This is a genomic window from Kibdelosporangium aridum (assembly GCF_900176515.1).
GTDB classification, from domain to species: Bacteria; Actinomycetota; Actinomycetes; order Mycobacteriales; family Pseudonocardiaceae; genus Kibdelosporangium; species Kibdelosporangium aridum.
In genome coordinates this window covers 1,236,363-1,261,156 of record NZ_FWXV01000002.1, presented here as the reverse complement: position 1 = coordinate 1,261,156, position 24,794 = coordinate 1,236,363, and the positions used below count along the sequence as shown (strand labels likewise).

General features: G+C 65.8%; 25 protein-coding genes. 9 read left to right on the top strand and 16 right to left on the bottom strand.

What is annotated here, in order from left to right; all coding sequences use genetic code 11:
- Nucleotides 1-137: 137 nt before the first annotated feature.
- The gene (locus B9C43_RS15535) at nucleotides 138-842 is read right to left on the bottom strand and encodes a DUF6802 family protein (RefSeq protein ID WP_051898000.1); all 705 of its coding nucleotides are present in this window, start codon (nucleotides 840-842) and stop codon (nucleotides 138-140) included.
- A gap of 382 nt (nucleotides 843-1,224) precedes the next feature.
- Nucleotides 1,225-2,067, bottom strand: coding sequence for a septum formation family protein (locus B9C43_RS15530; RefSeq protein WP_084427099.1), 843 nt, complete (start codon nucleotides 2,065-2,067; stop codon nucleotides 1,225-1,227).
- Between the two features lie 175 nt (nucleotides 2,068-2,242).
- On the opposite strand from B9C43_RS15530, the gene B9C43_RS15525 reads away from it, so the two are divergent.
- Complete coding sequence (locus tag B9C43_RS15525) at nucleotides 2,243-2,518, top strand: DUF3311 domain-containing protein (protein ID WP_033393563.1); 276 nt, start codon at nucleotides 2,243-2,245, stop codon at nucleotides 2,516-2,518.
- On the top strand, nucleotides 2,515-4,158 hold the full coding sequence (mctP, locus tag B9C43_RS15520; RefSeq protein WP_033393562.1) for a monocarboxylate uptake permease MctP: 1,644 nt from the start codon (nucleotides 2,515-2,517) through the stop codon (nucleotides 4,156-4,158). Before B9C43_RS15525 ends, mctP begins: the two co-directional genes overlap by 4 nt.
- A 53-nt stretch (nucleotides 4,159-4,211) precedes the next feature.
- On the opposite strand, the gene B9C43_RS15515 is transcribed toward mctP, so the two are convergent.
- The 6 genes from B9C43_RS15515 to B9C43_RS15495 form a co-directional block, all read right to left on the bottom strand.
- Nucleotides 4,212-4,616 (bottom strand): DUF3558 domain-containing protein, encoded by a 405-nt coding sequence (locus B9C43_RS15515; protein WP_143446346.1) that lies wholly within the window; start codon nucleotides 4,614-4,616, stop codon nucleotides 4,212-4,214.
- A 226-nt stretch (nucleotides 4,617-4,842) separates the two neighbouring features.
- A complete protein-coding gene (locus B9C43_RS15510; protein WP_235038627.1) occupies nucleotides 4,843-5,766 on the bottom strand; it encodes a bifunctional helix-turn-helix transcriptional regulator/GNAT family N-acetyltransferase in 924 nt (307 codons plus the stop codon).
- A gap of 52 nt (nucleotides 5,767-5,818) precedes the next feature.
- On the bottom strand, nucleotides 5,819-6,715 hold the full coding sequence (locus tag B9C43_RS15505) for an ROK family protein (protein WP_084427095.1): 897 nt from the start codon (nucleotides 6,713-6,715) through the stop codon (nucleotides 5,819-5,821).
- Between the two features lie 276 nt (nucleotides 6,716-6,991).
- Entirely contained in the window at nucleotides 6,992-7,135 is a 144-nt protein-coding gene (locus B9C43_RS57525) for a hypothetical protein (protein ID WP_185845663.1), read from the bottom strand.
- Between the two features lie 187 nt (nucleotides 7,136-7,322).
- On the bottom strand, nucleotides 7,323-8,516 hold the full coding sequence (locus B9C43_RS15500) for an ATP-binding protein (protein ID WP_033393559.1): 1,194 nt from the start codon (nucleotides 8,514-8,516) through the stop codon (nucleotides 7,323-7,325).
- Between the two features lie 121 nt (nucleotides 8,517-8,637).
- The gene (locus B9C43_RS15495; RefSeq protein ID WP_084427093.1) at nucleotides 8,638-9,918 is read right to left on the bottom strand and encodes an acetyl-CoA C-acetyltransferase; all 1,281 of its coding nucleotides are present in this window, start codon (nucleotides 9,916-9,918) and stop codon (nucleotides 8,638-8,640) included.
- A gap of 78 nt (nucleotides 9,919-9,996) precedes the next feature.
- Between B9C43_RS15495 and B9C43_RS15490 the strand changes: the two genes are divergently transcribed.
- Both B9C43_RS15490 and B9C43_RS15485 read left to right on the top strand, forming a co-directional pair.
- Entirely contained in the window at nucleotides 9,997-11,307 is a 1,311-nt protein-coding gene (locus B9C43_RS15490) for a 3-oxoacyl-ACP reductase (protein WP_084427091.1), read from the top strand.
- A 7-nt stretch (nucleotides 11,308-11,314) separates the two neighbouring features.
- Nucleotides 11,315-12,151 carry a MaoC/PaaZ C-terminal domain-containing protein gene (locus B9C43_RS15485; RefSeq protein ID WP_084428191.1) on the top strand — a complete coding sequence of 279 codons (837 nt, stop codon included), beginning with the start codon at nucleotides 11,315-11,317 and terminating at the stop codon, nucleotides 12,149-12,151.
- A gap of 751 nt (nucleotides 12,152-12,902) precedes the next feature.
- Here B9C43_RS15485 and B9C43_RS15480 read toward each other — a convergent pair.
- The gene (locus B9C43_RS15480; protein ID WP_084427089.1) at nucleotides 12,903-13,550 is read right to left on the bottom strand and encodes a TetR/AcrR family transcriptional regulator; all 648 of its coding nucleotides are present in this window, start codon (nucleotides 13,548-13,550) and stop codon (nucleotides 12,903-12,905) included.
- A gap of 85 nt (nucleotides 13,551-13,635) precedes the next feature.
- Between B9C43_RS15480 and B9C43_RS15475 the strand changes: the two genes are divergently transcribed.
- Nucleotides 13,636-14,277, top strand: coding sequence for an SCP2 sterol-binding domain-containing protein (locus B9C43_RS15475; RefSeq protein WP_084427087.1), 642 nt, complete (start codon nucleotides 13,636-13,638; stop codon nucleotides 14,275-14,277).
- On the top strand, nucleotides 14,274-14,843 hold the full coding sequence (locus tag B9C43_RS15470) for an SCP2 sterol-binding domain-containing protein (protein ID WP_235038625.1): 570 nt from the start codon (nucleotides 14,274-14,276) through the stop codon (nucleotides 14,841-14,843). Before B9C43_RS15475 ends, B9C43_RS15470 begins: the two co-directional genes overlap by 4 nt.
- Here B9C43_RS15470 and pdxR read toward each other — a convergent pair.
- Entirely contained in the window at nucleotides 14,800-16,158 is a 1,359-nt protein-coding gene (pdxR, locus tag B9C43_RS15465; RefSeq protein WP_235038624.1) for a MocR-like pyridoxine biosynthesis transcription factor PdxR, read from the bottom strand. The genes B9C43_RS15470 and pdxR overlap by 44 nt on opposite strands.
- A 45-nt stretch (nucleotides 16,159-16,203) precedes the next feature.
- Here pdxR and B9C43_RS15460 point away from each other — a divergent pair, with 45 nt between their 5' ends.
- Nucleotides 16,204-17,157, top strand: coding sequence for an aldo/keto reductase (locus B9C43_RS15460; protein WP_033382389.1), 954 nt, complete (start codon nucleotides 16,204-16,206; stop codon nucleotides 17,155-17,157).
- Here the strand turns inward: B9C43_RS15460 and B9C43_RS15455 are convergent.
- Nucleotides 17,151-17,885 carry an AraC family transcriptional regulator gene (locus B9C43_RS15455; RefSeq protein ID WP_084427085.1) on the bottom strand — a complete coding sequence of 245 codons (735 nt, stop codon included), beginning with the start codon at nucleotides 17,883-17,885 and terminating at the stop codon, nucleotides 17,151-17,153. The genes B9C43_RS15460 and B9C43_RS15455 overlap by 7 nt on opposite strands.
- A gap of 52 nt (nucleotides 17,886-17,937) precedes the next feature.
- Here B9C43_RS15455 and B9C43_RS15450 point away from each other — a divergent pair, with 52 nt between their 5' ends.
- Nucleotides 17,938-18,510, top strand: coding sequence for a TIGR03086 family metal-binding protein (locus B9C43_RS15450; RefSeq protein ID WP_084427083.1), 573 nt, complete (start codon nucleotides 17,938-17,940; stop codon nucleotides 18,508-18,510).
- On the opposite strand, the gene B9C43_RS15445 is transcribed toward B9C43_RS15450, so the two are convergent.
- Genes B9C43_RS15445 through pdhA form a run of 3 tightly spaced genes read right to left on the bottom strand, consistent with a single transcriptional unit; the run spans nucleotide 18,507 to nucleotide 22,062 of the window.
- Nucleotides 18,507-19,829 carry a dihydrolipoamide acetyltransferase family protein gene (locus tag B9C43_RS15445; protein WP_084427081.1) on the bottom strand — a complete coding sequence of 441 codons (1,323 nt, stop codon included), beginning with the start codon at nucleotides 19,827-19,829 and terminating at the stop codon, nucleotides 18,507-18,509. The two genes, B9C43_RS15450 and B9C43_RS15445, sit on opposite strands and share 4 nt — an antisense overlap.
- 3 nt (nucleotides 19,830-19,832) lie before the next feature.
- Nucleotides 19,833-20,852, bottom strand: a complete 1,020-nt coding sequence (locus B9C43_RS15440) for an alpha-ketoacid dehydrogenase subunit beta (RefSeq protein WP_033382387.1) — start codon at nucleotides 20,850-20,852, stop codon at nucleotides 19,833-19,835.
- A gap of 1 nt (nucleotide 20,853) precedes the next feature.
- A complete protein-coding gene (pdhA, locus tag B9C43_RS15435) occupies nucleotides 20,854-22,062 on the bottom strand; it encodes a pyruvate dehydrogenase (acetyl-transferring) E1 component subunit alpha (RefSeq protein ID WP_084427079.1) in 1,209 nt (402 codons plus the stop codon).
- 363 nt (nucleotides 22,063-22,425) lie between these two features.
- Here pdhA and B9C43_RS15430 point away from each other — a divergent pair, with 363 nt between their 5' ends.
- On the top strand, nucleotides 22,426-23,844 hold the full coding sequence (locus tag B9C43_RS15430; protein ID WP_084427077.1) for a M20/M25/M40 family metallo-hydrolase: 1,419 nt from the start codon (nucleotides 22,426-22,428) through the stop codon (nucleotides 23,842-23,844).
- Here the strand turns inward: B9C43_RS15430 and B9C43_RS15425 are convergent.
- Both B9C43_RS15425 and B9C43_RS15420 read right to left on the bottom strand, forming a co-directional pair.
- Entirely contained in the window at nucleotides 23,806-24,486 is a 681-nt protein-coding gene (locus B9C43_RS15425; protein ID WP_327222582.1) for an endonuclease V, read from the bottom strand. The two genes, B9C43_RS15430 and B9C43_RS15425, sit on opposite strands and share 39 nt — an antisense overlap.
- The gene (locus tag B9C43_RS15420; RefSeq protein ID WP_084427074.1) at nucleotides 24,464-24,652 is read right to left on the bottom strand and encodes a hypothetical protein; all 189 of its coding nucleotides are present in this window, start codon (nucleotides 24,650-24,652) and stop codon (nucleotides 24,464-24,466) included. Before B9C43_RS15420 ends, B9C43_RS15425 begins: the two co-directional genes overlap by 23 nt.
- Nucleotides 24,653-24,794 lie beyond the last annotated feature (142 nt).

The following is a 24,794-nucleotide window of genomic DNA, read 5'->3' as shown; positions in this document are numbered from 1 at the left end:
TGGCAAAAGCATTGTGGCGGCACCGGTTTGTCCGGTTTCCTTGCGCCGCAACGGTTTCAGTCGTTGAACGCCGGTCGGCCGGAAATGCGTGAGCGGCCCGCTCGTACGTAATACGAACGGGCCGCTCTGGCTTTGGGTCAGCTGCGCTGGCTGTCCGGAACGTAGTTGCCTTGCGAGTCAAGGTGTCCCTTCTCGACCTCGGCCCACTCGTCTTCGCCGGTGTGCTGCGAGATGGTCACGCTGCCGTCGGATTCGATCACCGTCATCTGGTCGGCCTCGCCGTCCCCGTCGGCGTCGGTGAACGCATAGACGTCGCCATCCTCGGATTGCACGACTGCCGTGTCGTTCTTGCCGTCGTGGTTCATGTCCACTGTGGCCGCTCCGGCGCTCATGTCCTCGGCCTCGTCCGGAACGTCCACAGTGATGTCCCCGGCCGCCGACGCGGGCGCCCCCGCGCCCCCGGACGACGATTCCTGGCCGGTGGCTTCGCCGGTCTTCGGGTCGACCGGCACCCACTCGCCGCTGGCTTCGTCGTACCGCGCGGCGCCGACGACGTTGCCCGCCTCGTCCAGCTGCACCGCGACGTCGGCGTCGCCGTCCTTGTCGGAGTCGGTGAACGCGACCTGGCCACCGTCGTCGGTGGTCACGATGGCGGTGTCGTTGGTGCCGTCTTTGTTGAGGTCGAACTCGGTGTCGAGCTCGTACTGCTCACCGTCGACGGTCACGGTCATCTCGTCGCCGTGACCGCTGTTGGTGTTGTCCTGGTCGGCGTCTTCGTACACCGCTCCCCCTCGGGTGAAGTAGGTCTCGTATCGCGGGTTGGACTCACGATAGGCCTCCATGGTTCCCGAAGCGGGTTGTCCACATCCGGTGAGGCCTGTGTGAACAATGTGACGATTGGTGCATAGGCCTGGAGCTGGCTATCCACGAAGTTGTCCACATCCTGTGGATAGAACTGTGCACAGCCTGGGGACGAGACCGCATCGAGACCGTCTCGAAACTCAGTTGTCCACAACCACCCGAAACGAGGACCCTGTTCCACGCGTCATTAAGAGACGAGGAACACACACAGGAGAGGTGGTGTCACAGATGATCGTCGCCGGACTGGCAATGATGGTGCTGGCACTGGCCGCCCTGTTGATGGTTGTTTTGACGTCGACAGACCCCGACCAGGAGCCCGCGAACAACAATGAGCCCGTCGCGCCCACGCGCGATGGGCTCCACCTAGCTGGGCAGGGTTATCGGTCCTAGGTTGCGCAGCCGGACACGGACCGGGCGCGACGCCTCGACGTAACAAACGAGGTTGGTGTAGCCGCGGGCCCAAGACTCCGCATTCGGCAGTCGCCACGCGGCCGAAATCTCTTTGTTGTCACCGTTGATGTACTTCGCGACCAACGCGGGGCACTTCTCGGCGGCGGTCTTGTTCATCGCCTCGGTGCTCGGCATCGGCGATCCGGGTTTACCGAGGCTGATCACGCCGGGAAGCGCCTCGCCCAGGTGCGGGCCGTCGCACGGACCGCGGCGCACCCGCGCCTCACGGGACGGCGAGGACACCGAACACGTCTGAAAGCGGTAAATGTCGTTGCTCAGCAGCGCGCCTTCGAGAGAACCCGTGCGGTGCAAGGGTTTCTCGTCGGCACCGACTTCGGCCACTGTGCACAGCAGCCACCGTTCGCCCTTGGCCCACTGCTGCTCGTTCGGCCACAACGGCATGGCCACCAGATTGGTGGCGTCCATGTCCTGCCCGCCGAGGTACTCGGCGAGCTTCTCGCGGCACGGCGGCATCGTCAGCGTGGCGGCGGTCGCCTCGTCCGGCATCGACGTCGCCGTGAGCTTGCCGGTGCTGACCACCTCGGCGTCGTGCGGTTCACCGCAGTCGACGACGATCGCGTTGCTGGTGTCCAGGCACTGTCCAGGCTTCGGCGGGTCGGCGCCGTACATGTTCGGGGGCACGGTGACGCGGCCTGTTGTGGTGGAGGTCGGCGCTGGTTCCGGGGAAGCGGCCGGGTCACAGGCGGCGATGCCGAGCAGGGCTGCGCATACGGCCAGCCCCCAAGCGATCCGCATGACGTGACCGTACCGGCCAGGATGCGTTCTGTGACCGCGCGAAGTCACGATTCGGATACTCCCGCCGGTTGGCTGGTTCCGGCCGTGATCTCCCACCGGGAATCTAATGCATCTGGTGCCTACTGACGTCTACGATCCGGCGAACGTACTGGCCTGACATGGAGTGAGGACATCGATGTCTGAGTCACCTGGCAAGACCGGGTACGGCCTGCGGTGGAACAACTGGAACCTGCTGCTGCTGGTTCCGCTGGTCATGCTGATCACGCCGTTGATCAACTTCGATGGCCCGCATCTGTTCGGCATGCCGTTCTTCTACTGGTCGCAGTTCGCCTTCGTGATCGTCGGCGTGCTGTGCGTCTGGATCGTCTACGTCAAGACGAAGGACGAACCGGTGAGCCACAAGCCCGACCGGCTGAGCGTTGACGACCTCGACGAAGGGGACGCCAAGTGAGCAACCTGCAATGGACCGAGATCGTCATCTTCGCGTTCCTCTTCCTTGTCGTCACCGTCCTGGGGTTCGTCGCCGCGCGCTGGCAGGCCGGCAGCACGCTGGACCACCTTGACGAATGGGGCCTCGGCGGCCGGAAGTTCGGCTCGTGGATCACGTGGTTCCTGGTCGGCGGCGACCTTTACACCGCTTACACGTTCGTCGCGGTGCCCGCGCTGGTGTTCGGCGCAGGCGCGATGGGCTTCTTCGCGTTGCCGTACACGGTGATCCTGTATCCGATCGTGTTCCTGCCGCTGCTGCGGATGTGGTCGGTGTCCCGCGTGCACGGTTACGTCACACCCGCGGACTACGTGCGTGGCCGCTACGGCTCGCGCACGCTGGCGCTGCTGGTCGCGGTCACCGGCATCGTCGCGACGATGCCGTACATCGCGTTGCAGCTGGTCGGTCTGGAAGCGGTGCTGCGCACCATGGGCTTCAACGGCTCCGGGTTCCTCGGGCACCTGCCGCTGCTGATCGCGTTCATCGTGCTGGCGGTCTACACCTACCAGTCCGGTCTGCGGGCGCCTGCGCTGATCGCGTTCGTCAAGGACATCCTGATCTACATCGTGATCCTGGTCGCGGTGTTCTACTTGCCGTCGAAGCTCGGCGGCTGGGAGACGATCTTCAACACCGCCGAGGCGAAGTTCAACGCCACCCCGAGTCCCACGGACGGTGTCCTGCTCAGCCCGGCCAACCAGCTGCAGTACGCGACGCTGGCGCTCGGATCGGCGCTCGCGCTGTTCCTCTACCCGCACTCGCTGACCGGTGCGTTGGCATCGCGCGGACGCAACGTGATCAAGCGCAACATGGTCGCGTTGCCCGCGTACTCGCTGCTGCTCGGTCTGTTGGCACTGCTCGGTTTTGTGGCCATCCAGGCGGCGTCCAAGCCGATCACCAACCAGGCGACCGGGCGGCCGGACAGCAACACGATCGTGCCCGTGCTGTTCGACCAGCAGTTCCCGGCGTGGTTCACCGGTATCGCGTTCGCCGCGATCGGTATCGGCGCGCTGGTGCCCGCCGCGATCATGTCGATCGCCGCGGCGAACCTGTGGACTCGCAACGTCTACAAGGAGTACATCCGCAAGGACGCCAATCCGAAGCAGGAGGCCAAGCAGGCCAAGCTCGCCTCGCTGATCGTGAAGTTCGGCGCGGTGCTGTTCATCCTGTTCATCGACCCGCAGTTCTCCATCGACCTGCAGCTGATCGGTGGCGTGATCATCCTGCAGACGCTGCCCGCGGTGGCGATCTCGCTCTACACCAGGTGGTTCCACCGGTGGGCGCTGGTCGCGGGCTGGGTCGTCGGCATGGTGGCCGGTTTCGCGATGCTCTACGAGATCCCGAACCCGGCTGCGGGCAAGGCGCACTTCGGTGGCTCGGCGTTGTCGCTCGGCCAGTTGAGCATCTTCGGCTGGCACCCGTTCGCTGGCGTGAGCACCCAGATCTACGTCGGGTTCGTCGCGCTGATCGTCAACCTGGTCATCGCGATCGTGGTGACCTGGATCCTGCGGGCTCGCAACGTGCACAACGGCACCGACCAGACGCAGGATGCCGACTACCACGCGGACGAGGGTGACCCTCGGCTGAAGGAAGTCGCCGTTCACTGACGGAACCGAGCGCCGGCCGGTCTGTCCATTATGGATGGATCGGCCGGTGTGTCTTACGGGCTGGTGCTCTGCAATGCCGCGATCGCCTTCGCGGCGAAATCACGCGCCGGTTTGCAGGGCGCGAGTTTCGGGTCGGCGGCCTGCTGGCGGTAGACGATCAGCAGGACCTGCTCCGGCGCCACGTCGAGCGCGACCCGGCAGGAGGCGATGCCGTCGCTACCGGCACCGATCAATTGGATCGCCGGGAACTTGTCGATACCGAGCCATCTCACCGTGTCGCCGTCGACGGCGTCGGAGTAGCGACGTAAACCGCCGTCGACCCGGGGGAAGATTAGGATTTCCGCCGTACCGTTCTCGGTCATCAGGTGACAGCCCGCGGCGGTCCGGTCAGCTTTCAGCGCGGCACACACGTCCCTGTTCTGCAAAGGGATGTCGGTTGGTCGCTCGAGCGGCGACATCGGTAAGTCCCAGTGATCGTTGACCGCGCCGCAGCCAGTGAGCAACCCAGTGGCAAGCACGACCGAACCGATACCGGTGCAGGCGCGACCAGGCACGCCGGGCCTCCTCGGAGAAGATGAATTTCCCAGGTGACCACCAAACCACTGATCGGCTGGTTCGTCGATGCTGCGTTCGTGTGTGATTTGTTCGACTGGTTGGCGCTAATTGCGTTGCGCTCAATTTCGACTACTGGTCGTAAAGGTCCTTGCGCCAGGTTTCCGCCCGCTGACCTGGGGCGAAGGCGTCGTGATGCTCGGATGCGACCATCGTGAAACCACGCTGTTGGTATATCCGGCGGGCCGCGGTCAACACGTTCACTGTCCACAGTTCAATTGTTCGGTAGCCGATCGAAGTCGCGAACCGGAGGCACTCGTCGACCAATCGGCCGCCGACACCCATACCGCGGGCACTTGGTTCAACCAGAAGTAACCGAAGCTTCGCGGTTGTGTTGTCCTTGCGAGTGCAGAACACGCTACCGACTCGTTCGCCATTGATTTCCGCAATCCAACCGGCTTCTTGCGCGGGATCGTGGTTCTCCGCGTAGTCGGCGATGATCCGCGCGACAAGCGCTTCGTACGCGCTGCCCCACTGATACTCCTGTGCGTAGAGCGCGCCATTGCGCTCGACGACCCAGCCGAGATCACCCGGCCCCGGCGGCCGCAGAACGATCGTGTTGTCCTGGCGGGACCTCCCGAGCCGTTGGCGGATCGTGTCCATAGCCGCCACGAGTTTTCGTTGGTCCTCTTCACCAAGCGGGGCAAGCAACTCGCGCACCTGGGTGTCAGACCGTTCATTGAGCATCTTCATCGTCGTGCGGCCCGACTCGGTCAGGCCAGCCACTTGACGCCGGGCGTCGGACGCTGACTTGCCCCGGCTGACCAGACCGTCGCTCTCGAACCGTGCCAGCAGTCGGGACAGGTATCCGGCGTCCAGGCCGAGATCCCGGCGTAAGGCGGTGACCTCGGTGTTGTCTCGTTGACTCAGTTCGAAGAGCACGCGCGACTCGGTCAGCGAGTACGGCGTATCCATCAGTCCTTCAGCCAGTACGCCGAGGACCTGGGTGTAGAAGCGGTTGAACTGCCTGACTGACTGGATACGAGCGTCGGACACCAAGTTGACCACCTCAAAGAATCCTTTGACTGAGTCAAAGGTATCGTGATGGTCAAGCCCCGATGATCAGCGCGGCCGCACCCACGAGGCCCGCATGACTGCCTAGCTGGGCGGGAACCACGCGCAACGTGTCGACGTAAGACAGCCTCGAGTAGTCGGCCAACGCCTGGCGCACCGGATCCAAGAGCAGGTCACCGGCCTGGGCGATGCCGCCGCCGATCACCGCGAGGTCCAAGTCGCACAACGCGGCGGCCGCGGCGATCCCCATGCCGACGGCTCGCCCGGCCCGCTCGAACGCGGCCAAGGCGATGTCATCACCGGCCAGAGCCGAGGCCGCGAGATGCGCGGCGTCACCGTGGTCGGGCGCGCGCCATCCTTGCTGCCGGGCCCATCGCACCAGGTGCGGACCGCCTGCGACGGTCTCCACGCACCCACGGCCGCCACAGGTGCACGGCATCCCGTCGGGTTCGACAACGATGTGGCCGATATGACCGGCGTTTCCGGTGCGTCCCCCATAGGGCTTGCCCTGCAGCACGAGCCCGCCGCCGACACCGGTCGAGACGACCAGGCCGACGAGGAAGTCAGCACCTTTCCCCGCACCTGTCCAGTGTTCGCCGAGCGCCATGCACACGCCGTCGCCCGCGAGGTGCACCGGAACGTCGAAGGCTTGGTGCAGCCGAGCGGCCAGCGGAAAGTCGTCCCAGCACGGCACGTTGATCGGGTTGACTGTGCCTTCGGCTGAGTTCACCGGGCCGGCGCATGCCACGCCAATGCCGTTGATCGTCCGGCCATCGAGCGCTTCCGCCGAAACATCGAGCACGGCCTGCCAAGCGTGCGTCGGATCGTGCACCGGAGTCGGCCGGGTCGCGTGGGCAAGGACCTCACCGTGATCGTCGACGACGCCTGCAGCGATCTTGGTCCCGCCGATGTCCAGCGCAAGCACCGTCATACCCACGAGGGACACCCTAACGAGGGATGTTTGGCCCGTCGGCGACCTCGCTCGCCCGCTTCGCCAGCGGGGGCGCCCAGCCTGCCCGGATAGTGGAAGACCCCGGGATGCTGCCAGGTCGGGGGTCCGCCAGCATCTCGGGGTCACTGGGAACATCGCCGGTCTGGACCAAGTCGTTACCGACTTTCCGGATGTGTTCCACGTCACTCTTTCGAGCGAACTTTTCTACCTTTTGGTTGATGGCCGATCACGCTCTGTGGGTGTCGACCCGCGAAGTCAGCGGAGGTTGCCCTGCTGCTGCGCGATCATGATCAGTTCGTGGCGCATCGCCGGCGTGGCCGCGTGGTCGATGGCCCGGTTGACCGCCCGCCGGGTACGAGCCTCGGCGCGGCGGGCACGAATCTTGGCGGTGATGTTCACAGGTACTGCACCCCTCGGGTTGTGTCTCGGTTGGTCTGTACCTATTATGCGCGCCCACGCGCGATGATGCACCCGATTATCCGGTGACATGAGGCACACGCCGATGATTCGTCGGTCAAAGTGGGTATCTCGCCGGACATGTCCTCCTATCTAGCTGTCTACCTGTAGTTCTAGATCCCGTTAGACATCACTCGTCACGGCCGAGCAGGAACCGGCCGAAGTGCGGGACGGTGAAGGCGATCCGACCGCGTTCGGCGGAGTACACCAAGCCCTTCTTGATCAAGCTGTCCCGTGCGGGCGACAGCGACGACGGCTTGCGTCCCAGGAAAACGGCGATATCTGCGGTGCTTGTGCCCTCGTCGCGGCCCTCGGTCAGTTCGGCCATCGCCCGCAGGTATTCCCGCTCGGCAGGCGTCGCGCGTTCGTAGCGTGAGCCGAAGAAGCCAACCGCCAGCTCGGCTTCGGCCTCCGGAGCGGCCACCTTCACGTCCTCTTCGGTGATCGGATCGCTCGGCGCGGCGTCCCACGCGGCCTTGCCGTAGGCCTGGATGAAGTACGGATAACCGCCGGACGCCTCGAACAACGCGGTCAACGCGTCGGACGTGATGTCGGCTTCCTCGCGGGTGACCGGCGCGAGGATCGCCTGGTGGGCGTCCTCCTTGTCCAGCCGGTCGATCCGGACGTAGCGGAACAGCCTCTCGGAGTACGACTTGCTGGCCGACAACACCGCGGGCAAGTGCGGCAGTCCGGCGCCGACGACCACCAACGGCGCCTGGTTCTGGGACAACTCGTGGCAGGCCGCGCACATCGCCGACACGTCGTCCGGCAACAGGTCCTGCATCTCGTCGATCAGCAGCGCGACGCCGGTGCCGACGTCCTGAGCCAGTTCGGCGACGTCGGTGAACAACTCCACCAGGTCGATCTCGATGTCCCCGGAGTCCGCACGGCCGTTCGCCGCAGGCACGTCGATGCCCGGTTGCCAGCGGTCACGCAGCTTGGCGTCCGAAGGTGCGGCCCGCAGCGCGAACGCTTTGAGCACGCCGAGCACGTATTCGACGCGATCCGGCGCACGATGCCGTACGGCAAGATCCCGCACCGCGCGGTGCAATGCCGCGGACAGCGGTCGTCGCAGGTCAGCGTCCGGCCGGGCTTCGACTTTGCCCGCGCCCCAGCCACGTTTCACCGCCATCGAGCGCAGTTCGCCGAGCAACACGGTCTTGCCGACGCCACGCAGGCCGGTCAGCACCAGGCTGCGTTCCGGGCGCCCGCGAGCGACCCGTTCCAGCACGACCTCGAATGCGGCGAGTTCCTTGTCCCGACCGGCCAGCTCAGGTGGGCGCTGCCCCGCGCCAGGGGCGAACGGGTTGCGTACCGGGTCCATCATCGGAAGGTATCGGCCTGTCTAGCGTCCATCCGATATTCCCGGATACATCCGTACGGCGTGTCGTCCATCAAGGCGTCTACGGCAATCTAGCTTTAGTTCTAGAAAGCCGTAGACGACGTTACTTCTCCAGGATGGCGACCACGCCTTGCCCGCCCGCGGCGCAGATCGAGATGAGCCCACGACCCGACCCGCGTTCGTGCAGCAGCTTGGCCAGAGTTGCGACAATCCGGCCGCCGGTCGCGGCGAACGGGTGCCCAGCCGCCAGGGAGGAGCCGTTGACGTTGAGCTTGCTCCGGTCGATCGCGCCGGGCGGCTCGTCCAACCCGAGCCGTTCCTTGGCGAACGCCGGGTCTTCCCAGGCCTTGAGCGTTGCGAGCACCTGTGACGCGAACGCCTCGTGGATCTCGTAGAAGTCGAAGTCCTGCAACGAAATCCCGGCACGGGCCAGCATCCGCGGCACCGCATACGCCGGAGCCATCAGCAGACCTTCGCCGCCGTGCACGTAGTCGACGGCCGCGGTCTCCGAGAAAGTCAGATACGCCAACACAGGCAGCCGATGCGCCTTCGCCCACTGGTCGTTGGCGAGAAGAACAGTGGAAGCGCCGTCGGTCAACGGAGTCGAGTTGCCCGCGGTCATCGTTCCCTCTGCGCCGCCGAAGGTCGGCTTCAGCTTCGCGAGCTTCTCGACTGACGAATCCGGGCGCAGATTCTGATCGCGCTGTAGCCCCAAATAAGGCGTCACGAGATCGTCGAAGAACCCACGCTCATAGGCAGCGGCCAGATTGCGGTGGCTCGCGGCGGCGAGTTCGTCCTGGTCGGCGCGCTCGATTCCCCACTCTTTCGCGGTGATCGCCGCGTGCTCACCCATCGACAGGCCGGTGCGCGGCTCGGCGTTGCGGGGGATGTCCGGGACGATGTGGATCGGCCGCAGCTTGGCCAGCAGCCTCAGCCGTCCGCCGATGCTCTTGGTCCGATTGAGCTGCAGCAGGATCGCGCGCAGGTCCTCGTGCACGCCGATCGGTGCGTCGCTGGTGGTGTCCACGCCGCCCGCGATGCCCGCGTCGATCTGGCCGAGCGCGATCTTGTTCGCCACCTGGATGATCGCCTGCAGCCCGGTGCCGCACGCCTGCTGGATGTCGTACGCCGGGGTCTCCGGGGAAAGCCTGCTGCCCAGTACGGATTCCCGCGCGAGGTTGAAGTCGCGGCTGTGCTTGAGCACCGCGCCCGCGGCGACTTCGCCGAGCCGCTCGTCCTGCAGCGCGAAGCGGCTGACCAAGCCGTCCAGTGCCGCGGTGAACATGTCCTGGTTCGACGCGGTGGCGTACGGGCCGTTCGACCGGGCGAACGGGATCCGGTTTCCGCCAATGATCGCGACCCGCTTCAAGCCTCGTGGCGCCATGTGGCCCTCCCGAATCGGTGGTACTGGCCATCCTAACCTACTCGCAAGTAGTATTACCGCGAGTAGGGAGGCGCGACGATGACCGATGGCTACCAGCGATTCGCCCGAACCGGTCCGGGAAAGTTCCTGGTCAAGCGGCTCGGGCTGCCCAACCCGGTGCCCTTGCGACGTTACCGGCCAGACCAGCCCGCACTACCCGGTCCGGCCGTTGTCGGTGCGGCCAAAGGTGGTCGTCTGGAGGAACAAATCCGCAGGATTCTCGGCAGCTCGGGGATTGAGGTCGTCGACACGGCCGAGCGGCCCGGCGCACTGGTCTTCGACGCGACCGGAATCGACAGCGTGGACCGGCTGCGCGAGCTCTACGACTTCTTCCACCCCCGGATCCGGACCATCGCCGCGTGCGGCCGGGTTGTCGTACTCGGCACCACCCCGGACGGCTCCAAAGAGTCGATCCCGCAGCGCGCGCTCGAAGGCTTCACGCGTTCGGTGGGCAAAGAGCTGAAGCGTGGTGCCACGGCGCAACTCGTCTACACGTCCGGGGACGCCGACATCGAGTCGACCCTGCGGTTCCTGCTCTCCGCGAAGTCCGCTTACGTCGACGCCCAAGTCATCCGGATCGGCGACGGCACGGTCACGCGACCGGAGAACTGGCTGACCCCGTTGGCAGGCAAGGTCGCCCTGGTCACTGGTGCTTCCCGAGGCATCGGCGCGTCAATCGGCGACGTGCTCGCCCGGGACGGCGCCCACGTCGTCGCACTGGACATCCCCGCACAAGGCGAGGAGCTGTCCGCGGTGGCCAACCGGATCGGCGGTTCGGCATTGCAGCTCGACATCACCGCCCCCGAGGCACCGGCACAGCTCGTCGACTACTTCCGCGCCCGGCACGGCGGCGTGGACATCGTGGTGCACAACGCCGGAATCACCCGCGACAAGACACTGGCCAAGATGACCGAAGCCCAATGGGACGCGGTGTTGTCGGTGAACCTGGCAGCTCAACTGCGAATCAACGACGCCCTGCTTGACGGAACTCTGCGCACCGACGGACGGATCGTCGGCGTCTCGTCGATCGGCGGAATCGCGGGCAACGTAGGCCAAACCAACTACGGCACCAGCAAAGCCGGAGTGATCGGCATGGTCAACGCATACGCGCCCTTGCTCGCCGCCCAAGGCGGAACGATCAACGCGGTCGCCCCCGGCTTTATCGAAACCCAGATGACGGCGGCAATGCCGCTGACGATCCGTGAAGCAGGACGACGAATGAACAGCATGTCCCAAGGCGGCCTGCCCATCGACGTCGCCGAAACCATTGCGTGGTACGCGAACCCCGCGTCCGGCGGCGTGAACGGAAACGTGGTCCGGGTCTGCGGCCAAAGCCTGCTGGGAGCCTGACGTGCCGATCACCCACACCCACGAGCTGGACTCAACCCCGAACCTGACGGTGTTGTTCGGCAAAGCAGTCCTCACCGGCTTCACCCGAAACGGCTCGACCCTGCCGTCCACTGTGTACAGCCGCTCGCCGCTCGCAATAGACCCAGGCCACTTGTCGGCGTACACGAAGGTATGCGGTTTCCGACTGACGGATCAGCTGCCCATCACATACCCGCATATCCTCGGCTTCCCATTGCAAGTGAAGCTGATGACCGACAACGACTTCCCATTCCCCCTAGTCGGTTCGGTGCACATCGCCAACCGCATCACCCAACTCCGCCCCCTGTACACAACCGATGCATTGCAATTGCAGGTACACGTCGAAAACCTCCGCGACCACCCCAAGGGCCACCAGTTCGACATGATCACCTCGGTATCGGTAGACGACACCCTCGCCTGGCACAGCACGAGCACTTACCTACGCCGCACAGGTTCCGGCGGTTCGTCCGGTGCATCCGAGGTGGTTGTTCGGCAACCTCGCGCGATATGGCGCGTACCCGATGACATCGGCCGCCGGTACGCGGACGTATCGGGCGACCGCAATCCGATCCACCTGCACCCGCTGACCGCCAAACTTTTCGGCTTCCCGCGCGCAATCGCCCACGGCATGTGGACCAAGGCCCGATGCCTGGCAGCGTTTGAAGGCCGCCTGCCGGAGGCTTACACGGTCGACGTGAAGTTCAAGCTGCCCGTGCTGTTGCCGGCGAAGGTCGGCTTCGCCACCAACCGCGCAGAAGGAACCTGGACCTTCGACCTGTTCGACGCCCGCACCGGCAAACCACACCTGACCGGCGAAATCACCTGACCGACGCCGCGCGAACGGCCCGTTCGCAAATCCAGTTGTCCACAACCACCCAGAAACTCCCTTGACCAGCCATATCCTCGATAGACTGGCCAGGGGACGCCCCCCGGGAGTGGTGGGGGATGTCCTTTTGTGGGGTGGGGGTTGGGGGTCGTCAAAAGTTGGTCGGTGCAGTGTGGACCGCTGTTGGGGCTTTTCCTGATGTGAAGGTGCTCCTTCGGTGCCTGAGCGCAGGTCGCTCTTTCGGCGCGGCTGCGCGGGGTGGCTTTTCTGGTGCGGGCAGCTTCCCGGTGCGGCAGCACAGGGTGGCTCTTCTGGTGTGGCGGTGCAGGGGTGGCTGTTGTCTTCGGGTGCGGTAGCACAGGGGTGGGCTTCGTGGGTGTTCCCTCCGGTATGGCCTGGGCTTTGCCAACCACGGGGTGTCAGGAGGTCGGCCTACGCGACCCAGCCCCGTGCGGAAGCGATACCGACCTCTTGACGCCCCGTGGTTCCGTCAGGCAGGCCGTACCGGAGGGAACACACACGCCCACCAAACACACGGGGGAATTCGAGCTGAAAGCCCCCTCCCTCTGGGTGGCCTCCCTGCCATTCTTTTCAAGAGCCCGAAACAAAAGCATCACGGAGCCACCCACACGGTCCAGGGCAAACCGAACACAAGCCGGAACCTCGAGACGAACCCCTGCCGTGACAGAGGGAAAGTCCGGCAGCGAGCGGTAGCCGCATCAACCGCGCGAGACCTGCCTGCGCTGGCCTGTCAGTGTTCCGAGGGCGTCCAGACCTCGCCCTCGACCAGGTCTCCGAAGCCCATCCAGACCAAATTCATCAGCCACGAAGCCACCGTCCGTGTGGGCACGGCGGGATGGTCGAGCCACCAGTCCGCGAGCGACTCCCCGGCGCCGACCAAAGCAGCGGCCATCGCCTCGGTGCTCTTCTGCGCGTGCTCGTCGACGCCTTTCTTGGTCGCGGCTCCTACCAGGAGCGCGTCCACCAGGGTGATAGCCCTCGACCGCATGGCGAGGACTTCCTCGCTGAACGGTCCGCCCTGCGAGATGACCTGCCGGTGCAGCACGCGCCAACTCTGCTTGTTCGCCCCCACGAACTCGAAGAACGACCGCAGGCCCATCCACAGTTGCATGTCGGGCGCCAGGTCCACGTCGACTCCGCCTGCGATGGCTTCCATCAGCAGGCCGGCTTCGCGGCGGATGCATGCCGCGAACAGGTCTTCTTTGGAGCCCAGGTATGCGTAGATCATCGGCTTCGAGACGCCTGCGACCTCGCTCACCTCGTCCATCGATGCTTCGTGGTAGCCGTGCTCGGAGAACACGCGGACGGCTGCGTCCAGGATCTGTCGTTCCCGGACTTCCCGTGGGAGCCGCTTGACTCGCTTGTCCTCCACGCTCACTGCATCCACCCCTCGACGTGTTTGAGATTGCCATCGTAACTACCCGACCGTATTCTTACTCGCGAGTAGGTAAGAGGAGGAGCTCATGCCCGACCTCAGCGTCGAGGCCATCAGCCGGCTCAGCCCGGGTGAGCTGGTCACGCTGATCGACTCGCTCGACCCCACCACCGAGGGCCTCGCCGACGTCGACATCGACGCGATCGCCCGCAACATCGACCCGGCCATGCTCACCGGCGACGAGTTCGTCCGGCTGATCAGCGGGTTGCAGCGGCTCTCCAGCGTCAGCATCGACCTCGCCAAGATGGGGCCGCGGACTTTCGCCAAGCTCATCGCCGGTGCGTCCAAAGAACAGCTCGAGGAGGTGCTCGCCCGTCCTGAACTGCGCAATCTCATCCTCGGCGAGATCTTCCGGCGGATGACCACGCACCTGAGGCAGGACAAGGCGAAGGATGTCGAGGCCGTTGTGCACTGGCGGTTCTCCGGCGGCACGGGTGAGGGCGGCTATGACCGCTACGAGACCGTCATCTCCAACGGCACGTGCACGATGAGCCGGGAGATGACCAAGGAAAGCCGGGTCACCATCACCATGCCGCCGCAGGAGTTCCTCCGGCTGATCACGTCGAACGCCTCGGCCCCCGTCCTGTTCATGATGGGCAAGCTCAAGCTGCGCGGCGACCTGCCGTTCGCCGCGGGCATGCTGCACATGTTCGATCTGCCGAAGCCTTGAAGCACTGGAACCGCCTGCCGGACACCAGCGTGTTCGACGAGTTCGCGCGAGCGATCGACCTCGAGAAGCTCGACGAGGACCAGTTCGTCCAGCTGATCGAGACAATGGACATGCTCGGCAACGCCGGCACAGGCATCGAGCTGTCCAAGTTGAGCACGAGCACGTTCGTCTGGATCATCGAACGGGCTTCGTCAGCACAACTCGACGCTTTGATGGCGCACGACAATCTCCGAACGGTCGTGCTGAGCGAGATCTTCGCCCGGATGGCCAGGCATCTCCGCGAAAACGCGCCGGATGCCGTGGTGCACTGGCGTTTCACCGGTGGTTGCGAGACAGGCGGCTACGACCGGTACCAGACCGTCATCGAGAAAGGCCGGTGTACGTCAGGGATCGTGCAGGACCGCGACCCGCGTGCGACGGTCACGATCACGCCGTCCGATTTCCTGAAGGTCGCGACCGGCAACGCGTCCGCGCCGCTGCTGTTCATCCGTGGCCGGGTGAAGGTCAAAGGCGACATTCCTTTCATCGCGAACTTCCCGAGCCACTTCGACCTATCGAGTCCTTGAGCACTGCGACCGCTTCGGACACCGAACTGTCTGCCAGGTTGCCGTAGCCAAGCACCAGCGCGGGATCGCCTGGCCTGGACCGGTACGCGTCGAGGCTGACGAGCTTCAAGCCCTGCACAGCCGCCCGATGAACGACCTCGTCGGCTGGAGAATCCAAGTGCAGCAACAGATGTAGCCCAGCCGCGGCACCCGAGACGTCAAGCGGGCCCAACGCGTCCAGCAATGCGTCGCGGCGTGTGCGGTACCGCAGCCGAGCCGCACGCAGGTACCGGTGATACCAGCCTTTCTCGATGAAAGTGGCCAGCGCCAACTGGTCGATCACCGGCGGTGCCGCCATCGGCACGGTCCACTGTGGAGGAACAACGCACCAGCCGATGCCGAGCGCTGGGCTCAACGTCTTGCTGACCGAACCGAGCAGCACGACTCGCCGTGGATCCATGCCTTGCACGGTTCCAATGGGCTTACGGTCGTAGCGGAACTCGGCGTCGTAGTCGTCTTCCAGAATCAGGCCGTCGACATCGCGGGCCCACGACAGCAACGCGGCACGCCTCTCCGGCGTGAGCACGACCCCCGACGGGAACTGGTGCGCGGGCGTGACGATGACCGCGCGCACGCCATCAGGAATCTGGTCCACGCACAGGCCATTCGAGTCCACCGGCACCGGGACGACCTCGAGCCCAGCGTCCTCAGCCGCTCGCCACACCCGAGTCCACCCCGGTTCCTCCACAGCGACCTGCGTGATGCCTGCCGCGTGCAGCGCCCGGCCGACCAATGTGACGCCGTGGCACACACCGGAGCAAATCAACACGTCATCCGTGACCGCGCCCCGGGTCCGGCGCAGATACTCAGCCAGAACCGTTCGCAACCGCGGATGTCCGCCCTCGATTGGCACGCCCAGATCGGTGTGCGGTGCTGTGGACAACGCGTCACGAACCGCGTCGGCCCACCGCCTTCGCGGGAAATTGCGCAGGTCCGGCAGGCCAGGGGCGAGGTCGTATCGCGGTGGTGCGGGCTCCTGCCGTCGTGGCACGGGCTTCCAGATCTCGTCCGCCCAGCAGTGCACGCGGGTGGCTGACCCGGTCCTGGTCTCGAGATAGCCCTCGGCGACCAATTGCGCGTACGCCTGTGTGACGACCCATCGTGAGCACTGCAGATCTCCGGCCAGTTTGCGGCTCGGCGGCAGCGTCGCGCCCTTCTTCAGCACGCCCTCACGGATCGCGGTGCGCAGCGCGCGGGCGAGTTGCTCGTGCTGTGCGCCGGGGCCGGACATGTCCAGCAGGACGTCCCACCCCAAATTGGTCTGCGATCTGCTCACAGAAGTGGACTGTAGTACCGGACCGATCGCTCATAGGCTCGAAATATGAAGAGAGTCCAACTCGGTGAACACACGGTCAGCCAGGTCTCGCTCGGCTGCATGTTGATGGGGACGCTCACCGACCAGCCTACTTCGGCGCGCATCCTCGACGCCTACCTCGACGCTGGCGGGGACTTCCTGGACACGGCCGACTGCTACGCGTGGTGGACCGGCCCGCAGGCCCGGGGCGGGGAGAGTGAGGCAGCGCTCGGCGAGTTGCTGAAAGGCAAGCGGGACAAGGTTTTCCTCGCGACGAAGGTGTCCGCGGCAATCACGGATCTCGACGCCGCGCGTAAGGCGCCCAGCGCTGAGCCGTACTACGAGGGCGCGAGTGCCGAGGTGATCAGGCGCGGTATTGACGGAAGCCTGAAGAGGCTGCAGACCGATCACGTTGACCTGTACTACATCCACGTTGACGACATGACGACTCCACTGGAGGAGACGCTCCAGACACTCGACGAGATCGTGCGGGCGGGCAAAGTCCGGTACATCGGCTGGAGCAACGTCTGGACATGGCGGCTTGAGCAGATGCGGGCGTTGTGCCGGGAGAACGGCTGGACCGTGCCCATCGTTGTGCAGCAACAGTATTCGTACCTGAAGCCGCGTACTGGCGCGCGCAATGTCGCCGGTCCGGAAATGATCGAGTGGTTGCGGCACAACCCTGATGTCACGTTGGCCGCGTACTCGCCCATCCTTTCCGGCGTCTACGAAGGACGCACCGACAAAGAAGGGATGTACAAGCAGTACGACGGCCCTGAGACCGAAACGCGGTTGGCGACCGTCGCAAAAATCGCGCAGGAGCTGGGCGTGACCAGGAGCCAGGTCGTGTTGGCGTGGCTGCAGCAGCAATCACAGGTCGTACCCATCATCGGGCCGCGCACGTGGGAGCACTACGAGGCCTACGCACCCGCGTTCGACCTCGAGCTCGCGCCGGAGCACCTGGCACTGCTCGATCAGTAGCGTTCCGCGTATCGCGTCGGGGTCTCCCCGAACATCCTGGTGAAATCCCTGGTGAAGTGGGCTTGGTCGGCGTAACCGAGGTCGGCGGCCAGACAAGCCCAGTCGATCTTGGAGCCGGCGGCCATCTGCTCGGTCACCTCGTGCAGCCGGTAACGGCGGATCACCCACTTCGGCCCGACCCCGACGTGCTCGGCGAACAACCGCTGCAACTGCCGCACGGTCGTGTCGAACTCCTTGGCCAGCACGTCGACCCGGACGATTTCGGGCGCCGTCGTGATCCGTTCGACGACCTGCGCGGCCAGCTCTGCCTTGGGATCCGGCTCAGGCAGGTTGGCCCGCAGGAAGTCCTCGACTTCGGCAACCGCGTAGCGAACGGGCATCCCGGTGAAGACCTCCGCCGCCGGGATGACCCGGTCGGTGATCGTCGAGACCGCTCGGCCAAGGAACGGCCGGAACATCCCCGGCCGGAAGGCGACGCCGAACACGCTTTTACGGCCGTCGAGCACTTGGAACACGTGCCCGCTCGACACGCCGTTGAGGTTCGCCGAGTCTGTGTGAAACGTCAGGTGCACGTTCGGATACGGCACGATCAGCTGGCGGTAGGGCTCCTCGTAATCCCACTCGACCATCCAGTACCGGGCGACATAAGGCGCCAGATCGGGCGCGGGCTCGGTGAACGTGTGGCTCTGGAACTTCTGCCACGCCAGCTCACGCGGGTCCCTGCTCATCTGTCGCCTTTGTTCAATACACCGCCGCGCCGTCCACTTTACGGTGATGCGCATGTCTCCAGACCAGCTCTTCCCCTACGCCACCGGACCCGTGATCGACGTCGTCAACGGGATCAAGCCGGACCAGCTCGGCGAGCAGACGCCGTGCAGCGATTTCGACGTCAGCCGGCTGCTCAACCACCTGCTGTACTGGGGTCCGTCCCTGGAAGGCGCCGCGCGCAAGGAGACCGTGCCGCCGCCGGTCACTCCGGAGTCCGAAGTGGACATCCCGGACGACTGGCAGCCGAAGCTGGTCGCGCAGCTGGCGAAGCTCACCGAGTCCTGGAGCGACCCGGCCGCGTGGGAAGGCACCACGCACATGGGTGGCCCGACTGAATTGCCTGCCGCGATGGTCGGCGGCATGGTCACCGGCGAGATCGTCGTCCACGGGTCGGACTTGGCCCGGGCGACCGGACAGTCGATCGAGTTCAGCGAAGACCTGCTGGCCTACGTGCACAAGGAAGTCGAGTCCGGCGCGGAATGGGGCCGCGACATGGGCGTCTACGGGCCGGAAGTGCCCGTACCCGCAGACGCCCCGCTGCTGGACCGGATCCTCGGCCTCACCGGCCGGGACCCGAACAGCTAATACGTGATCGCGATGCTCGGATCAGCGAGCAGTGCACCGACGTCCGCGAGGAACTCGGAGCCTTGCTGACCGTCGATCACACGGTGGTCGAAACTCAGCGACAGCTGGCAGATCTTGCGCGGCACGATCTGCCCCTCGACCACCCACGGCATGTCGCGGATGGTGCCGAGTGCCAGGATCGCCGACTCACCCGGGTTGATGATCGGCGTGCCGGTGTCCACTCCGAACACACCGATGTTGGTGATGGTGAACGTCCCGTTCGCCATCTCCGCCGGGGTCGTCTTGCCGTCACGGGCCTTGACCGTCAACGCCTCCAACGCCTCGGCCAGCTCACGCAGTGACAGCTGGTCGGCGTCGTGGATCTTGGGCACGACCAGGCCACGCGGGGTGGCGGCGGCGATACCCAAGTGCACATAGGACTTGTAGACGATCTCGTCGCCGTCCCACACCGCGTTGATGTCCGGTGTCCGCTTCATCGCCAGCAGCACTGCCTTGGCGGCGAAGGTCAACGGCGTCAGCTTCACGTCCCGGAACTGCGGGTGGTTCTTCAGCTTCGCCCGCAGTTCCATCATCGGCGTGACGTCGACGGTCATGAACTCCGTGACATGCGGAGCCGTGAACGCGCTGTCCACCATGGCTTTCGCGGTCGCCTTGCGGACACCGCGCACCGGGACACGGCGTTCCCGTTCGCCCGAGGAGACCACCGCGGCGGCGGGCTCCGGCGTGGCCGCGCGCTGGACGTCGTCCCGCGTGATGACCTGGCCTTCGACCGCCAGGGCGCGCAGGTCGACGCCGAGTTCCTTGGCCAGTTTGCGTACCGGCGGCTTGGCCAGCGGCACGTAGCCACCGGCAGGCGCGGCCGCGGCGACCGGCTCGGCAACGGCCGGAGCCGCAACCGGCTCGGGCTGCGAGGCAGCCACCGGCGCGGGTGCGGAACCCTTGCGGGCACGGCGTTTCGCCGAACCGGTCTTCGGGCCGTAGCCGACCAGGCTCTGGATCCGGCCGTCCGCGCTTTCCTCGCCGATCTTGGTCCCCCCGGACCCGTTGTCCGAAGAGGGCTTCTCGGGACCGTCCGGGTCGATGTCGAAGACGATGATCGGCGTGCCGACCGCGACCGTCTCACCCGGCTGGGCCAGCAGTTCGGTGACCACGCCTTCGTAGGGCGCGGGCAGCTCGACGGCGGCCTTGGACGTCTCGATCTCCACGAAGATGTCGTTGACCTTGACCTTCGAACCCGGCTGCACGTGCCAAGTCAGGATCTCCGCCTCGACAAGGCCTTCACCGACGTCAGGAAGGGGGAAGTGCTTGTAGTCAGGCACGGCTCACCACGCCAGCGATCGGTCGACGGCGTCGAGCACGCGGTCAAGGTCGGGGAGGTACTCCTCCTCCACCTTGGACGGCGGGTACGGCGTGTCGAACCCGGTCACCTTGAGCACGGGGGCTTCCAGCGAGTAGAAGCACTCGCGCTGCACACGGTCGGCGATCTCGGACGCGATCGACACCTCGCCCGGCGCCTCGCTGACCACGACGAGGTGTCCGGTGCGGCGCACCGACTCGAACACCGGGTCCAGGTCGAGCGGCGACAACGTGCGCAGGTCGATGACCTCGAGCTCGTGCCCGTCCTCCGCGGCCGCGTTCGCCGCGTCCAGGCAGGTCTTCACCATCGGGCCATAAGCCGCGAGGGTCGCGGTCGAACCCTGGCGGACCACCCGCGAACGCCACAACGGGTACGGCGTCGCGTCGAAGTCGATCTCGGCTTTCTCGTGGTAGCGCCGCTTCGGCTCGAAGAACAGCACCGGGTCGTCGGAATCGATGGCCTGCTGGATCATCCAGTAGGCGTCGACCGGGTTCGAGCAGGAAACGACCTTCACCCCGGGCAGGTGCGCGAACAGCGACTCCGGCGACTCGGAGTGGTGCTCGACCGCACCGACACCGCCACCGAACGGAACCCGGATCACCAGCGGCACCTTGAGCATGCCCTGCGTGCGGTAGTGCAGCTTGGCGACCTGGCTGTTGATCTGGTCGAACGCCGGGAAGATGAAGCCTTCGAACTGGATCTCGCACACCGGCCGGAAGCCGCGTACGGCCAGGCCGACCGCGGTGCCGACGATGCCCGACTCGGCCAGCGGGGTGTCCAGCACCCGATGCTCACCGAAATCCTTCTGCAGGCCGTCGGTGATCCGGTAGACGCCGCCCATCTTGCCGACGTCCTCGCCCATCACGATCACCTTGGGGTCGCGCTCCATCGCGGCGCGCAGGCCCATGTTGATGGCCTTGCCCATGGTCAGTTTCGTGGGTGCCGCGGCAGCGGCCGTCTTCGGATCCATCACTGGTGCCGCCATTTCAGTGCGCACCCCCCTCGAAACCGGCCAGGTACTCCAGGTATTCGTCGCGTTCCCGTTCCAGCAGCGGGTTTCCGCCCGCGTAGACCTTGGAGAAGATCCGCTCGGCAGGCGGGTCCGGCATGTTGAAGCAGTACGTCCGCAGCTCGGAGGCCAACTGGTCGGCTTCGAGCTGCACCTCGTCGAAGAACTCCGGCTCGGCCATGCCGCTGCGGACCAGGTGCACCCGGACCCGCTCGATCGGGTCCTTCAGCTTCCACGCCTCGAGCTCGTCCGACAGGCGGTAGCGCGTCGGGTCGTCGGACGTGGTGTGTGCGTCCATCCGGTAGGTGAACGCCTCGATCAGCACCGGGCCGTTGCCCGACCGGCACTCCTCCAGCGCCCAGCGGGACACCGCGAGACACGCCAGCACGTCGTTGCCGTCAACCCGGATGCCGGGGAAGCCGTAACCGCGGGCGCGCTGGTACAGCGGGAGCCGGCTCTGCCGCTCGGTCGGCTCGGAGATGGCCCACTGGTTGTTCTGGCAGTAGAAGACGACCGGAGCGTCGTACACCGCGGCCCACACGAAGCCTTCGTGCACGTCACCCTGGCTGGTCGCGCCGTCGCCGAAGAAGACCATGGTGGCCTCGGCGTCCGGCTCGTTGCCGACCTTGCCCTCGAACTTCTGGCCCATCGCGTACCCGGTCGCGTTCACGACCTGGTTGCCGATCACGATCGTGTACGGGTGGAAGCGGTGCTCGACTGGATCCCACTCGGAGTGCTGCGTCCCGCGGAAGGTCGCCAGGATCTGTTCGGGCTTCACGCCACGGCACCACGCGACGCCGTGCTCGCGGTAGCTGGGGAAGACCATGTCCTGCGGCTTCAACGCGCGGCCCGCGCCGATCTGCGCGGCTTCCTGGCCGAGCAACGGAACCCAGATGCCGAGCTGGCCCTGCCGCTGCAGCGCGTTGCCCTCACGGTCGGCGCGGCGGACGAGGACCATGTCGCGGTACAGACCGCGCAGCTCTTCGGCACCGATGTCGGCGACGAACTTGTCGAACTCGGGGTTGGCTACTCGCTCACCCTCTGGCGTCAGGAGCTCGACGAGCTCCGCGCCACCTTCGTTAGTCGCACGCAAACCCGCGATCACCTGTTCTGGGGTCGGCTTCGCCGCGGTGGCGGCTGGACCGCCTCCGGGCTCCGGGTGCGTCCACTGTTCTGGGGACGACATGCGGCTTTTCTCCTCGTGTTCGAGGCCACGGCATCGCTTGTGACGGCGCCTGGCGGCCACTCCGGTCGCGCACCGCCACCTCGGGTTGGAAGGCGGACAGCGGCGGTCGGCATTGACGGGCTGTCGATATCCATCCTGGCATGCCGTCGCCTGATCTGGTGAGTCAGCCGCGCGTAGTTATCCATGTCGAAATGGTCCTGAACAGGCAAAATGGTAGGAACACCGAAGGTCGGGGTGCCTAGCGAGCACATCGGTCGCGCACGCCAGAGCACCTTCGGCGCGGTGACGAGGTCTCGCTCAGCGGACAAACGCCGGGGTCGAATGTGATCTGGACCACGCCGAGAGTCGTGACAGGATCGAGGGGTGGAGCACAACACCCTGAACTCGACCGTCGGCAGGCTCTGGGACGAGGAGATCCTCCCCAGCCTGTCGGAGCTGGTCACGATCCCCGCGCTGTCGCCCGTCTTCGACCCCGAATGGGCAGCCAACGGACATCTGGACGACGCGGTCGCGCACGTCAGCAAGTGGATCACCGCCCGCAACCTGCCAGGCGCGACCGTCGAGACAGTGCGGCTGGATGGCCTGACGCCAGTGGTGATGGTGGACATCCCAGCCACGCCAGGCGCCGAGGACGCAGGCACAGTCGTGCTTTACGGACACTTGGACAAGCAGCCGCCTGTCGGCGGTTGGGCCGAGGGCCTTGGACCGTGGACCCCGGTCCTCCGCGACGGCCGGCTCTACGGACGTGGCGCGGCGGACGACGGTTACTCCGGTTACGCAGCCACGGCTGCGATCGAGGCTCTCAAGGCCGCAGGCGGTTCACACGCTCGGTGCGTGATCCTGCTGGAGACGTGCGAGGAGTCCGGCAGCCCTGACCTCGCGGCGTACCTGACGCACCTGCGCGACCGCCTCGGCGACGTGACCCTGGTGGTTTGCCTGGACTCCGGCGGCAACGACTACTCCCGGCTGTGGCTCACGACTTCGTTGCGCGGCTTGGTGTCGGTGGACGTGACCGTGCGCGTGCTCGACGCCGGCGTGCACTCGGGGCTGGCGAGCGGGATCGTGCCGAGTTCGTTCCGGGTGCTGCGGGCCCTGCTCGACCGGATCGAGGACTCGACGACCGGCGAGATCCTGCTGCCCGAGCTGAACGTGGAAATCCCCGCGCACCGCAGGGAAGAAGCCAGGACAAGCGCGCAAGCCGCGGCAGGGACGGTCGGGACCGCGTTCCCGATGGCCTCGGGCGTGCGCCAGGTGTCGGACCAGGACCTCGAGCTGGTGCTCAACAGCAGCTGGCGCCCGACGCTCTCGGTGATCGGCGCCTCCGGCCTGCCCGAACCACTCGACGCGGGCAACGTGCTGCGGCCGTACACAACGCTGTCGCTGAGCTTCCGCCTGCCACCGACCGCGGACTCGGCAGCAGCCCTTGCCGCGGTGAAGAAGGCCCTGACCACAGACGTCCCCTATGGCGCACAGGTCGAACTGGGCCGACCGGACCTGGCCGACGGCTGGGACGCCCCGGAAACCGCACCCTGGCTGCAGGCCACGCTGGACGACGTGAGCAAGACGGTGTTCGACGCCCCATGGGGAACGGTCGGACTCGGCGGCTCGATCCCGTTCATGGGCCTGCTGGCAGAGACCTACCCGCAAGCCCAATTCGTGGTCACCGGCGCACTCGGCGCGGACAGCAATGCCCACGTCCCCAACGAGTGGCTGCACCTCGCCCAAGCCACACGCGTGACAACGTCAGTCGCGCACATCCTGAACGCCCACGCGACCCGCTAGCACCTCACGCCCCAGATGATCGGCTGCCCTCGTGGTCTCGGGCAGCCGATACCTCGGGCTGAGCTTCAGAACCAGCCCGGTCGCGGTATCCAGGTCGATCCGGTGTCCAATGGAGACGAACACGGGTTTGACGTCGTCCTGGGTTCGCAGCGCCCGGCCGACGATTTCACCGTTGTCCACCAAGGGTTTCCAATCACCCCTGGTCGGTCCAGGTGGCTCGTATCGGCCTAGCGCCTGCTTCCCCACCCCGATCGACGGCAAGCCCGTGACGACACCGATATGACAAGCCAGCCCGAACCTGCGCGGATGCGCCAACCCTTGGCCGTCACAGACCAGGATGTCCGGCGTGGTACTGAGTTTGTCCAATGCGGGAAGCAGCGCAGGCAGCTCCCGGAACCCGAACAACCCTGGCACGTAAGGGAAGTCGGCGACGGCCTCATGGACCGCACTGTCCACAATCGCGAGAGTAGCTATGTCGACACAGACCGCCGCGGCCACGAGCCTGTCCGAGCCCGGCTCGTACGCGACGTCCAATCCGGCCGCGATCTTCGGCGCAAACCCTTCCGGTGCATTCGGTTCGACCAGATGTGCCAGCTCCAGCTGCAGCTGGACGGCTTCGTCAACCGCTGGTGTGTGATCCACGCTCAGGCCACTCGCCGCTCGCGCTGAAGCGCCCGGCGATTCCCCATGTTGCCTTGCGGAACGCGCGATCCTCGGAGCCGTCGTCCGGCGTGTACCGGTTCGAGTCCTTGGTGACCGTCAGCGTGCGGGTGAAGTTCTCGAAGTCGTCGCCGAACGAGTACTTCACGGTTTCGGTGTCGGAATGTTGTCCTCCCAGTTGGACGTGGTGTTGGCGTGCTGGTGCGCCTCGCGGTAAGTGACTCGGGCTCCGGCTCGGGGAACCGCTGCCGAAAACTGGACACCACCGCGTCGACCGTCTGGGTGTCCTC

What these genes read in the sequence shown, in the direction of transcription:
- B9C43_RS15535 (WP_051898000.1), bottom strand. Translation starts at nt 842, where the DNA reads ATGGAGGCCTATCGTGAGTCCAACCCGCGATACGAGACCTACTTCACC.
- B9C43_RS15530 (WP_084427099.1), bottom strand. Translation starts at nt 2,067, where the DNA reads ATGCGGATCGCTTGGGGGCTGGCCGTATGCGCAGCCCTGCTCGGCATC.
- B9C43_RS15525 (WP_033393563.1), top strand. Translation starts at nt 2,243, where the DNA reads ATGTCTGAGTCACCTGGCAAGACCGGGTACGGCCTGCGGTGGAACAAC.
- B9C43_RS15515 (WP_143446346.1), bottom strand. Translation starts at nt 4,616, where the DNA reads ATGTCGCCGCTCGAGCGACCAACCGACATCCCTTTGCAGAACAGGGAC.
- B9C43_RS15505 (WP_084427095.1), bottom strand. Translation starts at nt 6,715, where the DNA reads ATGACGGTGCTTGCGCTGGACATCGGCGGGACCAAGATCGCTGCAGGC.
- B9C43_RS15500 (WP_033393559.1), bottom strand. Translation starts at nt 8,516, where the DNA reads ATGGACCCGGTACGCAACCCGTTCGCCCCTGGCGCGGGGCAGCGCCCA.
- B9C43_RS15495 (WP_084427093.1), bottom strand. Translation starts at nt 9,918, where the DNA reads ATGGCGCCACGAGGCTTGAAGCGGGTCGCGATCATTGGCGGAAACCGG.
- B9C43_RS15490 (WP_084427091.1), top strand. Translation starts at nt 9,997, where the DNA reads ATGACCGATGGCTACCAGCGATTCGCCCGAACCGGTCCGGGAAAGTTC.
- B9C43_RS15475 (WP_084427087.1), top strand. Translation starts at nt 13,636, where the DNA reads ATGCCCGACCTCAGCGTCGAGGCCATCAGCCGGCTCAGCCCGGGTGAG.
- B9C43_RS15460 (WP_033382389.1), top strand. Translation starts at nt 16,204, where the DNA reads ATGAAGAGAGTCCAACTCGGTGAACACACGGTCAGCCAGGTCTCGCTC.
- B9C43_RS15455 (WP_084427085.1), bottom strand. Translation starts at nt 17,885, where the DNA reads ATGAGCAGGGACCCGCGTGAGCTGGCGTGGCAGAAGTTCCAGAGCCAC.
- B9C43_RS15450 (WP_084427083.1), top strand. Translation starts at nt 17,938, where the DNA reads ATGTCTCCAGACCAGCTCTTCCCCTACGCCACCGGACCCGTGATCGAC.
- B9C43_RS15440 (WP_033382387.1), bottom strand. Translation starts at nt 20,852, where the DNA reads ATGGCGGCACCAGTGATGGATCCGAAGACGGCCGCTGCCGCGGCACCC.
- pdhA (WP_084427079.1), bottom strand. Translation starts at nt 22,062, where the DNA reads ATGTCGTCCCCAGAACAGTGGACGCACCCGGAGCCCGGAGGCGGTCCA.